At 72.0% G+C, this 13,600-nt stretch carries 9 protein-coding genes; 2 read left to right on the forward strand and 7 right to left on the reverse strand.

The genetic code is table 11. The features are described 5' to 3' along the window. Nucleotides 1–68: 68 nt before the first annotated feature. Nucleotides 69–1,610, reverse strand: a complete 1,542-nt coding sequence (locus tag IEY73_RS04845; RefSeq protein ID WP_189077858.1) for a pectate lyase family protein — start codon at nt 1,608–1,610, stop codon at nt 69–71. 395 nt (nt 1,611–2,005) lie between these two features. On the opposite strand from IEY73_RS04845, the gene IEY73_RS04850 reads away from it, so the two are divergent. After that, complete coding sequence (locus tag IEY73_RS04850) at nt 2,006–3,040, forward strand: hypothetical protein (RefSeq protein WP_189077859.1); 1,035 nt, start codon at nt 2,006–2,008, stop codon at nt 3,038–3,040. Here IEY73_RS04850 and IEY73_RS04855 read toward each other — a convergent pair. The 4 genes from IEY73_RS04855 to IEY73_RS04870 are packed head-to-tail and all read right to left on the reverse strand — an operon-like array spanning nt 2,985 to nt 7,831. Continuing rightward, on the reverse strand, nt 2,985–3,884 hold the full coding sequence (locus tag IEY73_RS04855) for a carbohydrate ABC transporter permease (RefSeq protein WP_189077860.1): 900 nt from the start codon (nt 3,882–3,884) through the stop codon (nt 2,985–2,987). The two genes, IEY73_RS04850 and IEY73_RS04855, sit on opposite strands and share 56 nt — an antisense overlap. A gap of 11 nt (nt 3,885–3,895) precedes the next feature. Next, complete coding sequence (locus IEY73_RS04860; RefSeq protein WP_189077861.1) at nt 3,896–4,765, reverse strand: carbohydrate ABC transporter permease; 870 nt, start codon at nt 4,763–4,765, stop codon at nt 3,896–3,898. Beyond that, nucleotides 4,762–6,057, reverse strand: coding sequence for an ABC transporter substrate-binding protein (locus IEY73_RS04865; RefSeq protein WP_189077862.1), 1,296 nt, complete (start codon nt 6,055–6,057; stop codon nt 4,762–4,764). Before IEY73_RS04865 ends, IEY73_RS04860 begins: the two co-directional genes overlap by 4 nt. Before the next feature lies 1 nt (nt 6,058). Next, nucleotides 6,059–7,831, reverse strand: coding sequence for a glycoside hydrolase family 127 protein (locus IEY73_RS04870; RefSeq protein WP_229715539.1), 1,773 nt, complete (start codon nt 7,829–7,831; stop codon nt 6,059–6,061). Between the two features lie 141 nt (nt 7,832–7,972). Between IEY73_RS04870 and IEY73_RS04875 the strand changes: the two genes are divergently transcribed. Then, complete coding sequence (locus IEY73_RS04875; RefSeq protein WP_189077864.1) at nt 7,973–8,959, forward strand: LacI family DNA-binding transcriptional regulator; 987 nt, start codon at nt 7,973–7,975, stop codon at nt 8,957–8,959. Nucleotides 8,960–9,001: 42 nt separating this feature from the next. On the opposite strand, the gene IEY73_RS04880 is transcribed toward IEY73_RS04875, so the two are convergent. Further along, complete coding sequence (locus tag IEY73_RS04880) at nt 9,002–9,229, reverse strand: hypothetical protein (protein ID WP_189077865.1); 228 nt, start codon at nt 9,227–9,229, stop codon at nt 9,002–9,004. 1 nt (nt 9,230) lies between these two features. Continuing rightward, nucleotides 9,231–13,544, reverse strand: a complete 4,314-nt coding sequence (locus IEY73_RS04885) for a polymorphic toxin-type HINT domain-containing protein (protein WP_189077866.1) — start codon at nt 13,542–13,544, stop codon at nt 9,231–9,233. Nucleotides 13,545–13,600: the final 56 nt, after the last annotated feature.

Below are 13,600 nucleotides of genomic sequence, written 5' to 3' on the forward strand. Positions count from 1 at the left end.
GGCCGGGCCCGGGCGGCGGGCGGCCAGCGCGGCGCGGGCGGCCCGGCGGCGCCGGGGGGCGGAATGGGTCAGCCGGCGTACGTCTCGAACTCTGCCACCCCCGGCGTCCCGCTGGCGCCGGTGATGTCAAACGTGATCTTGCGTAGGGTGACCGGCGGGAACGTGATGGTGCCCGCGCCGTTGCCGGAGGTCAGGACCGCGCCGGTGTCGTAGTTGAGGACCCGCCACGCACCGATGTTGCCGCCCGCGCCCGACACCTCGCGGATGATGATCCGGGACACCGTGGTGGCCGAGTCCCATTTGATCGAGAGGTAACCCGTGGTGCCGCTCGGCGACCAATAGGTCGTCATGTCCCCGTCTCGCACGTTGCCGTAGCTGGTTCCGCTCGCCTTGCTCGACCCGTCGGAGCCCGCCCCGATGCTCAGGTTGGTGCCGCTCGGCTGGCTCGGCGTCGGCGTGGTGGGGGTCGGCGTCGGAGTGCTCGGCGTCGGCGAGGGTGTCGTCGGCGAGCAGTTGCCGTCGGACACCTGCAGGCCGGTTCCCGCACCCGCCGTCCGGGACACCACGTCCGGTACGCAGTTCGCCGCGTCCAGTCGGTACGCGTACGGGATGCTGATCGAGGTGTTCGACGTCGGGTTCGGCCCGGCGGGGTTGTTTTCGCTGCCCGGCTGCGACCAGGTCACGTTGTCGAAGATGTTGCCGCTCACCTGCCAGTATCCGGGCAGGTCGGTGTAGAACGTGCCGAGCACGTCCTTGGAGTCCCGGAAGTAGTTGTTGTCCACCTTGGCCTTGCCGCCGGCGCGCGGGTTGATGCCGGACAGGTGCAGGTAGCGGTAGTAGTTGTTGTAGATGTGCGCGGTCGCGCCCCGCAGCAACGGGGTGCGGGAGTCGATGTTCTCGTACAGGTTGTGGTGGAAGGTCACCGGCCCGTTGCCGAGGTCGCTGTCGCTGGAGCCGATGAGACCGCCCCGGCCGGAGTTGCGCAGCGTGTTGTAGGAGACGGTGACGTAGTTCGTGTCCGCCTTCATGTCGATCAGCGAGTCGTAGCCCTCGGATTCGCCGCCCGAGGCGAGCAGCGTGTTGTGGTCCACCCAGACGTTGTGGACGTCGCTTTCCATGCCGATGGCGTCGCCGCCGTTGGAGGTGGGCGTGCCGGACTTCTTGACGTTTTGCACGGTGACGTTCTGGATGATGATGTTCGAGGCGCTGCGCAGGTGGATGCCGAGCTGGTCGAAGACCGCGCCGCCGCCGACGCCGACGAGCGTGACGTTGCTGACCTCTTTGATCTCGATCTTGTCGTCGGCGGTGTTGCAACTGTCCCCGGACACCTTGCTGGTGTTGCCGTGGTTGATGGTCCCCTCGACCTGGATGATGATCGGGGTGCTGCTGCTCGCCCGCCCGCACAGGGCCGCGTGGATGGCGGTCCCGGTGGTGGCCCGCACGGTCTGGCCGCCCGCCCCGCCGGTGGTGCCGCCGTTCAGCGTGGCATATCCGGTCACGCTGCCGACGGCCGCCGAGGCTTGGGACATCGGCAGGGTGATCGCCATCGCGGCGCCCATCGCCGTGGCGGCGAGGGCGACCGGGAGGAGCCGTACGCCTGGTCGTGTCATTTGTCTGCTCACCTTCGTCTTCGGGGTGCTGGGATTCCGTCCACCACGGATGCGGCACACCACGCCTGATTCGATGCATGTCAAAACAGTCGGCCGCGCCGAACCGGGGCACGCATGGCGTCACGGACCACCGCCCGTCGCCGAAACCGGCGCCCATCCGGCCGGCCGCGCGGTAACTCCGCCGTAACATCGATTGCCGTCAGCATAGGAAAGCGCTTACCCGGCCGACAAGGGATGCCGTTTGCAGGTTTGTTGCAGCCCCGGGCCGTGCCGGGGCGGCCCGGGAGGGCGCCCGGAAGCGGATCGGAGTGATTCACGTCGATCCGAACGGCAAGTTGCGCCGTATCTGAGGGTGAGGCCGGGGCTACCGTCCCCGGCGGGCGGAGGACTGGCCGATGATCGAGACATCCGAAGTGTCGCGCACCCTGACCAGCCTGCTCTCCCGCACCGGTCCCGAAGTGCCGCCGGACGTCGCTGCGCTCCCCGCGGAGCCGACGCTCCCGGCGGAGACGGACCCGGCAGAGACGCCGGACACGGGCTCGGCAACAGCGCCGGAGACCGGCCCGGCAGAGACGCCCGACGCGGGCCCCGACCCGGCAGAGACGCCGGAACCCGGCTTCCGCGACGTGCCCACTCAGCAGCTTCCCCTCGTCACCGCGCCACCGTCCGTGGCCGCCCGCGCGGTGATCGTCTATGAGCCGCAGCCGCCCCTGCGCCGGGGGCTGTGGCTGTTCACCGCGCTGCTGGTCGCGCTCACCGTCGGCGTCGTGCTCGGGCAGACCTCCGCCTACCAGCCACCATCCCGGTCCACCACCGCCACGGTGGGCCAGCCGGCCGCCGCCACGCCCGGCCCGACCGCCCCCGCCCCGTCCGCGTCCGGCACCTCCACACCCGGCCCGCCCGCGCCCGGCCCGCCCGCCGCGCCGGTGACCGCACCCCTGGGCACCGCGCGCACCGCCGCGATCGAGCTGAACGGCACCGCCGGGGCCGTCCGCATCAGCAGCGCCGATCTCGGTGGCCTGCTGTTCAGCGCGCCCGCCACCAGCGTGGCCGGTGCGGCCGTGCGGGACGGGCCGCAGACCCGGGTGACCCTGGCCGTCGCCGGTGCGGGCGCGGAGATCCAGTTGCACGCGGCGGTGCGGTGGACCATCCATCTGACCGGCGCGGTCGGCGACCTGCTGATCGACCCCGGCACCGCGCCGGTCCGGGTGAAGCTGGCCGGCGGCGCCGGCACCGCCACGCTCAGCCGCGTCTACCACGACGTGAAGCCGGGCACGGCGTTGCGGACCGCGGGATGGCGGTCCGCAACGAAACGCTACGACGTGGTGGCCTCCGCGCCGCTGCGCTCGGTCACCGTGGCGGGCGCGCCGGGCGTCAGCCCTTCACGGCGCCCGCCGACAGGCCCGCAACGTAGAAGCGCTGCAGGCTGACGAACAGGATCACGCACGGGATCATGGCCAGCACCGCACCGGCGGCCAGCAGGCCGTAATCCACCTGGCCGTACGCGCCTTGCTGCAGGTTCACCAGGGCCACCGGCAACGTGTAGAGATCCTGCCGGGTCAGGAAGGTCAGCGCGCCGAGGAACTCGGTCCAGGAGGTGAGGAACGCGTACAAGGCGGTGGTCGCCATGCCCGGCAGGATCAGCGGCCGCAGCACCGAGGCGAGGGTGCGCAGCCGTCCGGCGCCGTCGATGAGGGCGGCGTCCTCCAGCGCGTCCGGGATGCCGAGGAACGCGGTACGCATCACGAAGACGCCGAACGGCAGGTTCACCGTGGTGTAGAAGAGCACCAGGCCGAGCAGGCTGTCGGTCAGGCGCATCGCGTTCATCTGCATGAACAGCGGGGTGAGGATGGCCTGGAACGGAACCATCAGGGTGAGCAGGATCAGGCCGAACGCGGCGCTCGAACCGGCGAACCGGAACCGCCCGAATCCGTACCCGGCGGCGGTGGCCACGACGGTGGTCAGCAGCGCCGTGCCGCCGGAGACCAGCAGGCTGTTCAGGGTCGCCCGGATCAGGTGGCCGTCCGCCGCGATCCGGCGGAAGTTCTCCGTGGTGAGGTCGAAGAAGGTCGACCAGCTCGGCGTGCCGGTGATGGTGGCGTCCGGCTGCACCGAACGCATCAGCGCCCACAGCAACGGCACCAGGAAGACCAGCGCGGCCAGCACGGCGGCGGTGGCGTACAGCAATGCCGGGAGGCCCGTCCCGCGGCGCGCGGCCTGACGCACGGGGCGCGCCGCGGTCCGTACCGGGGCCGGCCGGGCGGTGGCGACCATGGCTCTCCCCTTCAGTCGCGCTCGCGCAGCAGCCGGAACTGCGCGGCGCTGATCAGGCCGACCACGACGATCAGCACGATGGACACCGCGGTCGCCGAGCCGACCTGCAGTTGCACGAAGGCGCGCTGATAGATGGCCAGCACGATGGGCGTGGTGGCGCTGCCCGGACCGCCCTGGGTGAGGATGAAGAACTGGGTGAACGCCAGGAACGACCCGATCACCGACAGGATCAGGCTCATCGCGATGGTGCGGCGCAGCATCGGGATGGTGATCCGGCGTTCCTGGTCCCACCAGGTCGCTCCGTCCATTTCGGACGACTCGTAGAGATCGGTGGGGATGCCCTGCATGCCGGCCAGCAACAGCACCATGGTCAGCCCGGAGACGCCCCAGATCACCAGCACGCAGATCAGTCCGGTCGCCAGCGGGCCGTCCACCAGCCAGGCCGTCGACCCGTCGGTGATGTGCAGCGCCCGCAGCAGCATGTCGACGCCGCCGCTGTTCGGCTGCGCCTCCAGCACGAGCAGGAAGCTCAACGTGCTCAGCCCGATGACGTACGGCAGGAAGAAGAGCGTACGCAGCAGCGTGGCCCCGCGTCGTCCGCCGCGCACCAGCACCGCCATGAGATATCCGGTGACCAGGATGGGCAGCGTGACGATCGCCGTGTAGACCAGGGTGTAGAGCACCGAGCGCCACAGTGCGGTGTCGTGCACGATCGCGGCGTAATTGTCCAGGCCGATGTAGTGCGCTTCGCCGATCAGCGGCCAGTTGGTCAGCGAGATGCCGATCGCCACCACCAGTGGAGCGAGCACGAAGACGGCGACGAAGGCGAGGGCCGGCGCGATGAGCGCGGCGCCGGTGCGGGACGGATGCGTGATGCTCATAGCTGCGCCTGCCTCAGGATCCGGTCGAAGGCCGTCTGACCTTCCTCCAGCGCGCCGTCCAGGTCGCCGTCGAAGACGGCCCGGCGGAACATCGCGATCCACGGGCTGTCCGCCTGGTTGAACAGCAGGTTGTAGGCCAGGGTGACGGGCGCGTAACCGCGGTCGAGGTGATCCAGCGGGACCGTGCCCAGCGGGTATTTGGCGGTGAACTCCGGGGTGTTCACGTCCGCACGGACGGGGGTGTAGCCGCCCTCGGGCAGCAGTTGCTGTTGCGGCACGTCGAGCGCGAACCTGGCGAACTGCCAGGCACCCGCCGCGTTGGTGGCGCCGCGCGGGATGCAGAGGTTGTCGCCGCCGTCGAAGAAGGCCGCCCCGCCGTCCGGCCCGCACAGCATGGTGACCCCGGTGCGGGCCCGCGTCGCGGCGTCGGCGGCGGACACCACCGCGCTGTAGTTGGACGGGAAGAAGCCGACGGTGCCGGCCCGGAAGTCGCTGCCCCACGTGGTGCCGGCGTCGGCGATGGTTCCCGGGCTCATCAGCCCCTCCCGCCACAGGCTGCGATAGAAGCTCAGCGTGGCGCGCAGCGCCGGGTTGCCGGCGATGTCGCCGTGCTGCGCGCCGATCTCGCCGGCGATCTGGTCGCGGCCGGTGGCCCAGATGTGCGGCTGCACCACGAATCCGAGGATGCCCGCCGAGTTCGCCGCGATCGACCAGCCGAACACGTCGTCGCCCAGCCGGCGCACCTTGCCGGCCGCGTCGAGCAGACCGTCCAGGCTGGTGGTGGCGGTCGCCGGGTCGACGCCGGCCCGGTCCAGCAGGGCGGTGTCGTACCAGAGCAGCGAGTTGTCGGCCAGGTACGGGAGGCCGTAATGCCGGCCGTCGCGGGTGGCCAGCCGCAGATGGCCGGGACTGAGCACGTCCCGGTACGGCAGGGCGCGCACGTGGTCGGTCAGGTCGGCGAACGCGTCCCGGTAGATGAACAGCATCGAGTTGATGTCGTCGATGTCCACGATGTCCGGCACCCGGCGGCCCCGGATGGCGGTGGCGAGCTTGGTCACGTATTGCCCGTCGGGCACCGGCGTCAGGTCGATGCGCAGGCGGTTCTGCGCCTGGTGGAACCGGTCGACCACGACCTGCACCCCGGCCACGGTGGCGGCCCGGCACCACATCGTCACGGTGCGCGCGGGCGGCGCCGCGAAGTCCGGCTCGGGCAGCACAGCGGAGCCGCAGGCGTCCAGCGCGGCGGCGGCACCGGCCAGGCCGGTGATCTGCAACAGCTCGCGGCGGCGCATGTCAGATCCGCGCTCTCGGCAGCCAGACGCGCATCGGCTGGACGCCGCGGTTGGCCCAGGCGAAGTACGGGATCGCGGCGGTCTGCGTGGTGCTGCGGTACGGCCCCGTCACGCCGGGTGCCGCCGGGCCGCGGTCCTCGCCGGTGAGCGCGACGGTGGTGACGCCGCCGAGCAGATCGGGACGGAACTCGGCCGCGCCGGCGTCGATCAGGTGCAGTGTGTCGGTGCCCTCCACCGCGTACACCAGCGGGCCGCGCTCGACCGCGACGCAGCCGCGCACCGCGTCCACCCGGTCGTCCGCGGTGGTGAGCCGCACCGGCATCGGCAGGTCCAGGTCGAACGTCTCCCCCGGCTCCCAACGGCGGCGTTCCCGCCGGTATCCCCCGGCGCCGGTCCAGCCGGGAACGCGCAGCGCGAGCGTCCATTCCCGGTCCGGGGTACGCACCACCCGCACCCGGACCCGGCCCTTCCAGGGGTAGGCGGTTTCGACCTCCAGGCCGATCTCGCCCGCCTCGATGGTGCTCGGCGCATAGAGGTGGATCTGCACCCCGTCCGGGTCGGCGGTGGCCAGGTAGGAGCCCAGGCTCGCCAGCGTGCGCATCACGTTCGGCGGGCAGCAGGCGCAGGAGAACCATCCTCTCCGGCCGTGCGCGGGGCTGCGGTTCTCGTCCGGGTGCGCGCCGGGGCGCAGGTGGAGCGGATTGACGTAGAAGTATTCCGTGCCGGACAGCGACACCCCGGCGAGGAAGCCGTTGAACAGCATCCGTTCCGCTGCGTCGGCGTAGCGGACGTCCCCGGTGGCCAGCAGCATGCGCCAGGCCCAGCCGATGCCGCCCACGGCGGCGCACGTCTCCGCGTACGCACGGTCGGCGGGCAGTTCGAACTCGTCGCCGAACGCCTCGCGGTCCCAGCGCGCGCCGAGGCCGCCGGTCACGTACGTCTTCGTGGCCATCATGTGGTCGAACTGCGTCGCGAGCGCGTCGAGCAACCCGGTGTCGCCGGTCTCCAGGGCCACGTCCGCGGCCCCGGCGGCCAGGTAGACCGCGCGCACCGCGTGCCCCTCCACGGTGGTCTGTTCGCGGACCGGGACCCGGTCGCTGAAGTAGGTCGGCTCCTGCCCGTACCCCTCCATCAGGCCGTGCCCGCGGGCGTCCACAAAGTACTTCGCGAGCTCCAGATAGGCCCGGGTGCCGGTCTCCCGGAAGAGCTCCACCAGGCCCATCTCGACCACCGGATGGCCGTCCACGTCGTGCCGCCGGTCGGTGCCGAAGGTCGCCACCAGGTGGTCGGCGCACCGGACCGCGACGTCGAGCAGCGCCCGGTCTCCGGTGCCGCGCGCCTGCGCGACGGCCGCCTGCATGAGGTGCCCGGCACAGTAGTGCTCGTGGCTCCACGGCAGGTCGGCGTAGCGCCGCTCGACCATCGAGTTGAGGTAGCCGTCGTCGTGCTGCGCTGCCGCCACCACCGAGGTGACCTGCCGCTGCGACTCCAGCAGCGCGGGTGAGCCGTGGCGGGTGTATTCCCACGCCGCCGCCTCCAGCCACTTGTAGACGTCGGAGTCCATGAAGACCGGTCCGCGCCGGTCGCCGGGCGCACCGGCGGCGATGCGCAGATTGTCGAGGTTGCCGGCGGACTCCAGGCGCTTCGGGCCGGACGGCACCGCCGCCTCCCCGTTGACCCGCTGCCGCTCGCCGAGCAGGCCACCGGTGATGCGGGCGGCCACCGGGCGCCATCGGGCCGCGGCGTTCGCGGTGGGTGCGATCGGACCGGCCACGCCTGACCTCCCGGTTAGGAAATCGTTTTCCGGCATGACCGTACGCACCCCGTTATACGATGGTCAAGAGCCGTTCGGCTACGGTACGGAAACGAGCCGGAAATCCGTTGCCGACCGGACGCGCCGCGAGGGGGTCGCAAGATGCGGGTACGCATCGTGGACGTCGCCGCCCTCGCCGGGGTGACGCCGGGCACCGCGTCGAAGGCGCTCAACGGCACCGGCCAGCTCCGCGCCGACACGCGCGAGCGGGTGATCCGCGCGGCCGAGCAGCTCGGCTTCACCCCCGACGGCATCGGCCGCGGCCTGTCGTCCGGGCGCAGCTACACGGTCGGGCTGGTCACCACCGACAGCTTCGGCCGGTTCAGCATGCCGATCCTGCTCGGCGCGGAGGACGCGCTCGCCGCCGGGCAGATGGCCGTGCTGCTCTGCGACACCCGCGACGATCCCGTGCGCGAAAAACACCACCTGCGCAACCTGGTGGCCCGCCGGGTCGATGGCGTCATCCTCACCGGCCGACGCACCGATCCGCGGCCACCCGTGGCGATGCCCGTCCCGGTCCCCGTGGTGCACGTCTTCACGCCGTCCGCGGACCCGGCGGCGGTGTCCGTGATCGCCGACGACGCGGACGGCGCGCGCCTGGCCGTGGCGCACCTGCGCGACCTGGGCCGGCGCCGGATCGCCCACGTCACCGGCCCGCAACGGCACCAGTCGGCGGCCATCCGGGCGCAGTCCGCGGTGGCCGCCGCCGGTCCCGCCTTCGCCGGTCCGGTCCGTTACGGCGACTGGAGCGAGCGGTGGGGCCGCCAGGCGGTCACGCTGCTGCTGCGGCACTGCCCCGACGTGGACGCCATCTCCTGCGGCAGCGACCAGATCGCCCGCGGCGTCTGCGACGCCCTGCGGGAGGCCGGAAAACGCGTTCCGGAGGACGTCGCGGTCACCGGTTACGACAACTGGGACGTGATGGCGCTCGCCAGCCGGCCGCCGCTGACCACGGTCGACCTGCAACTGGAGGAACTTGGCCGGTGCGCCGCCGGCTTCCTGCTGGACGCGATCGCCGGGCGGCCCCGTCCGGGCGTCACGTCGCTGGCCCCGCGCCTGGTGATCCGCGAGTCCACCGCCGGGGACTGAGGACAACCTGTGCCCTCGGTCCCCGGCGGCAGCACACTCCCGTCAGCCGCCGTCCGGAACCGGCTCGATGAGGTCCCAGTCCCCCTCGTCCGGACGGAACTGATGACCGGCGAAGACGGTTGAGAGCGAGTGGCCCGACGGCCGGGAGGTGTCATCGCCCGGCAGCCACACCGAGTCGCACTCGGCACAGAGCAGGAACCGCTCCCCGTTCACCGTGTTGCGGTACGGGGCGAGGTAGTCCTGGCCGCAGACGGTGCAACGGAGGCGCATGTCAGGGGGCATCGGGAGTCCAAGAGGCGCTCTTCTTCGGGTAAGCGGTGATGATCTCGTCGCCGTTTCTCACGATGATCAGAATATTCTGCTCCCCGTTCGTTCCGATCGTGCGGCCCATCGGAATGATGTAGAAGGTCCGATTGCCCTCGGTCTTCGTCAGCAGGTTCGTGCCGCGCAACAGCCATGCCTCGTCGATCACGTCCAGGACGCCCCGGCTGCCGATGTCGAAGACGCTGTGGATCGGCTTGTCCGGGTTGGCGTGTGCGTGGTCGAGAACGTGCAGGATCCGGTGTCCCTGCACCGAGCCGGGGCCGTAGAGCAGGTGGTTGGGCGACTCGAACCACCCGGCGCCCAGATCCTCCAGCTCGACGCCACACGCGTCGTTGTGGACCAGCAGCGCGGCGCCGCCGGCCAGCACGTAATAGGTGTGCCGGGTGTCGACCGTGAAGTTGTAGACGCCGGTCCGCTGCACCCGGTGATGCACCGCGGTGACCCGCACCCAGGTGCCGCTGCTGGTGCGCAGCCACTGGCCCGGGATCAGATCACCCGCATCGACCCAGCTCCGCAGGTCAGGCACCCAGAAGGGATGGTTCGCCGTGGCGGTGAGGGTTCCGGTCGCCGCGCCGCCCGGCCCGTCGGTGTCGACGGTGACGTCGACCAGATCCTTGCGCCCGAAGCCCGGGATCAGCTCGGTCACCGACCGCGCATCCGTCGCGCCCGACACCGGGTCGGTGGCCAGCACCCGGTCGCCGATCACGACGTCCTCGATGGGCTTGGTGGTGCCGTCGGCGAGCAACACCGGGGTGCCGGCGAGGAAACTGTTCCGGGACGTCACGCACGAGGGCAGGCCGCGTTCGCTGACCAGCCGGGCGAAGTTGGCGTCGACGGTCTCCCGGGGAAGCGTGACCCGCTCGAAGACCGCCGGTATCCGGACCAGGTTCAGCGTGCCTTTCAGCTCGCCCAGGATCCGGCCGCCGACGACGCCGCTCCACGCGCCCCCGGCGAGGTAGCTCAGCAGCGATCCCTCGGCCCAGGTCGTGAACAGGCCACCGATGCCCATGCTCACTTCGGCGCCGCCCAGCACGCCGACGACGGCGGTGCACAGGGCCGCGCAGACCGCGGTGAAGGCGGCCAGGCCGACGCTGCCGAAGGCGAACGTCGTCCATTGCGTGAAGGTGATGGCCGCGGCGGAGAGGATGTCCATCGCCCGGTTCATCATGAAGTTGGGGTTGAACGTGTCCGCGACGCAGTTCTGGTAGTAGACGCTGTCCGTCTGGGCGAACTTGTTGCAGAACTCCTTGTTCAGGGTTGCCTTGCCCAGCCGGAGGTCGGTCGGCTCATACACCTCGTAGCACTTGGCTTCAAAGCCCGGCAGCGTGTTGCGCATGCACTCGGCGAACTGCGTGTGCAAGGCATCGAGCCGGGCGTGTTCCTCCTGCTCGATGAGCTCGTTGGCCTCCTCGTACGCCTGTCTGCGCAGCGCCAGCGCCTCGGTCAGGTTCTTGCCGGCGGCCAGCGCCGATGCCTTGGCCCGTTCCGCCGCGTCCACGGCCCGGTTGGCGTCCTTGCGGGCCTGCCGGTAGGACTCCCGTGCCGCGGCGGCGGACTGGGCCGCCTTGTTCGCGGCGGAGTTGGCCCTCTTCGCGGCGGCGGCGGCCGACTTGGCGGAATCGAGGGCGTGCAACGCCGAACGCTCGGCCTTCTGCGCCGACTGATCGGCCTGGCTGGCATAGGCGACGGCCTGCTGAGCGGATTCGCCAGCCTTCTCCGCCCAGGTCTGGGCGGCTGCCGCGTCACCGCGCGCGTTCGCGGCGACCGCTTGGGCCTCCTCCGCTCGCTGGGTCGCGGCCGTCGCGGCGCTCGACGCCCGCTGCAGCAGGGCGATCATCTCCAGCTCGTGCGTCGCCGCGTCGTCGTCGTTCTGCTGCGCCGAATACCAGCCGGTGGTGACGAAATCGTGCAGCGCGCCGGGAGGGCCGTCCAGCGCGTTCTGCGCCGCCGCCTTCAGCTCCGGGCCGCTGTCGTCGTCGGTGGCCATCCGGGTGGCCCGGATCCGGTCGTCGGCGTTGGCCGACTGGAACTGTCCTATGGTGACGAACTCGTGCCGGTCCTGATCGCTGCCGTCCAGCGCCCGCTGCGCCTGGTCGGCGGTCGCGTCGTCGCCGGCCTGGGTGGCCTCGTCGAGGATCTGGGTCACCATGACCCGTTCCTCGGTGCCCCGCTCCGGATAGTCCTGGTCCTGGAGGAAGTCCGCCACCTGGGCGTCCGTGCCGTCCATGGCCGCCAGCGCGGCGGTGCGCAGCCCCAGGGTGCCGGTGGTCGCGATGGTGGCCAGGGTGTTCCGGTCGTCGGCGGCCGCGGCCTGCGCGACCCGGACCCGGACGAAGTCGACGACGTCCGCGTCGCCGCTGCTCAGCGCGGTGAGCGCCTCCTGCTGGGTGCTCGGCCCGCCGGAGACGGCCAGGTTCAGCGCCACGCGGCGGCTGTCCGCGACCGCGACCGCCGGGTCCGTCGCCGGGTTGCGCACCTCGGCGATGAGCCGGTTCGTCTCGGCGTCCCGCTTGGTGGCCTCCTGCGCGTCCCAGTCCACCCGGTCCTGGTAGTCCTGGTACGCGGCGAGGTCCGCCTGGGCCTGCTCGGAGCCTTCTTCGGTGGCCACCGCCAGGCGCTCGGCGTCCACCGCCCGCGCCGCTTCATAGACCGCGTACGCGTCGTTGGCCGCCGTGACGGCGTCGTCGGCGGCCTGGCTCGCGGCGTTCGCCGCGGCCGTCGACGCCTGTGCCGCCCGAGTCGCGTCGCCGGCGTGGGCGGCGGCCTCGTTCGCCGCCTCGGCCGCCGCCGTCGCGTCGTCGGCGGCCTGCGTCGCCGCACGGCGGGCGTCGCCGGCCGCCTTGACCGCGGCGCGGGCGAACGTCAGCGACGCCACCGAGGCGCGGTTGGCGCGGTCCGCCTGACGGCGGGCGCGGGCCGCCGCCGCCTGAGCCTGCGCCACGTTCACGCCGGTGGCGTGGGCCTGGGCCAGCGCCTCCTGGGTCGCGATGACGGCTCGCCGGGCGTCCGCGCCGGCGTCGTCGGCCGACTGCGCGATGCTGATGACGCTGTTCGCCACCTCTTCGGCCCGGCCCACCACATAGGCGGCGTCCCTCGACAACTTGGCGCACTTGAGGGCGTTCTCGGCCAGCGCCTTGGCGGCGTCGCTCTTGTTCTTGTCGACCGCCGCGTCGGCGGCCGCCTTGCTCGCCCGGTTCGCGGCGGCCCGGGTCAGCGCCGCGGTGGCGGCCGCCCGGGAGGCGGCCGCCGCGGCAGCACGGGCCGCGGACACCGCCATCTGCGCCGCCGACATCGCTCGCGCGGCCGCCTGGGCCGCCTTGCTCGCGGCCGCCGCGGCCCGCTGCGCCGCGGCGGCCGCCTTCTCGGCGTTGCCCGCGGCGCTCTCCATGGCCGCCTGGGCCTGCTGCGCCGACTCGCGGGCGGCGGACGCGGCCGCGGCCGCTTTGGCGCCCTCCTCCTCGGCCGTCTTGGTCAGTTCGTCGGCCTGGGCGCTGGCGCGTTCGGCGGCACCGACCAGGTCCGTGATGGTGCTGGCCTCCTCGTCGCGCGCGGCTGCGATCGCGTGCTGGGTGTCCAGGAAGGAGGTCAGCGCGTCGACATCGCGGGCGTCGAGCGCGCGCTGCGCCAGCCGGCGCACGTTGGAGCCGGCCGGCGCCGCGCTCAGGATCCTGGTGACAGCGAGGCGCTGGTCGATCTCGAAGGGCTTCTGCCATCCCGTCGCCAGGAACGTGTCCAGCGGTCCGGACGGGCTCTCGTCCGGATCCTCATCGCTGAGGACCGTGGGGCCGACGCTGGCGTCCGCGTCCAGCGCCGCCTGAGCCGCGGCCTGCACCTGGGCGTCACCGGTCGAGAGCATCTGGTTGACCCGCACGCGCTCGTCCACGTGCGCCGCGTCCTGCCAGCCCGCGGACAGGAAGTCGCCGAGGTCGCCACTGTCCAGAGCGGCCTGGGCGCGAGCGCGCACCGTCGGCCCGCCGGCGGACAGGATGCGGTTCACCGCGATCCGGTCATCAAGCGTCTGCAGGTCGGCGGCCCGGTCCAGGAAGGCATGCACGTCGTCGTCGGTGCCCAGCAGCGCCTGCTCGGCCGCCGGTGCGAGCAGATCCCCGCCGCTGCGCCACATCCGCACCACGCCGGCACGGTCGACCGGATCGTCCGCCTGGTCGGCCCGGGCCGCGCCGCTCGCGCCGACCAACGAGGTCGCGGTGATGGCGGCGGCGAGCGCCGCCGTGGCGGCGCGATATGTCCAACTCTTCCCCATGAGCTGTTCCTTCGTGAGATCGAAAAGACAGGCCCGGCGATCGGAACGACTGCTCC

The organism is Mangrovihabitans endophyticus, from assembly GCF_014646155.1.
GTDB lineage: Bacteria > Actinomycetota > Actinomycetes > Mycobacteriales > Micromonosporaceae > Actinoplanes > Actinoplanes endophyticus.

What these genes read in the sequence shown, in the direction of transcription:
- IEY73_RS04865 (WP_189077862.1), bottom strand. Translation starts at nt 6,057, where the DNA reads ATGCGCCGCCGCGAGCTGTTGCAGATCACCGGCCTGGCCGGTGCCGCC.
- IEY73_RS04875 (WP_189077864.1), top strand. Translation starts at nt 7,973, where the DNA reads ATGCGGGTACGCATCGTGGACGTCGCCGCCCTCGCCGGGGTGACGCCG.
- IEY73_RS04885 (WP_189077866.1), bottom strand. Translation starts at nt 13,544, where the DNA reads ATGGGGAAGAGTTGGACATATCGCGCCGCCACGGCGGCGCTCGCCGCC.
- IEY73_RS04845 (WP_189077858.1), bottom strand. Translation starts at nt 1,610, where the DNA reads ATGACACGACCAGGCGTACGGCTCCTCCCGGTCGCCCTCGCCGCCACG.
- IEY73_RS04860 (WP_189077861.1), bottom strand. Translation starts at nt 4,765, where the DNA reads ATGAGCATCACGCATCCGTCCCGCACCGGCGCCGCGCTCATCGCGCCG.
- IEY73_RS04850 (WP_189077859.1), top strand. Translation starts at nt 2,006, where the DNA reads ATGATCGAGACATCCGAAGTGTCGCGCACCCTGACCAGCCTGCTCTCC.
- IEY73_RS04855 (WP_189077860.1), bottom strand. Translation starts at nt 3,884, where the DNA reads ATGGTCGCCACCGCCCGGCCGGCCCCGGTACGGACCGCGGCGCGCCCC.
- IEY73_RS04880 (WP_189077865.1), bottom strand. Translation starts at nt 9,229, where the DNA reads ATGCGCCTCCGTTGCACCGTCTGCGGCCAGGACTACCTCGCCCCGTAC.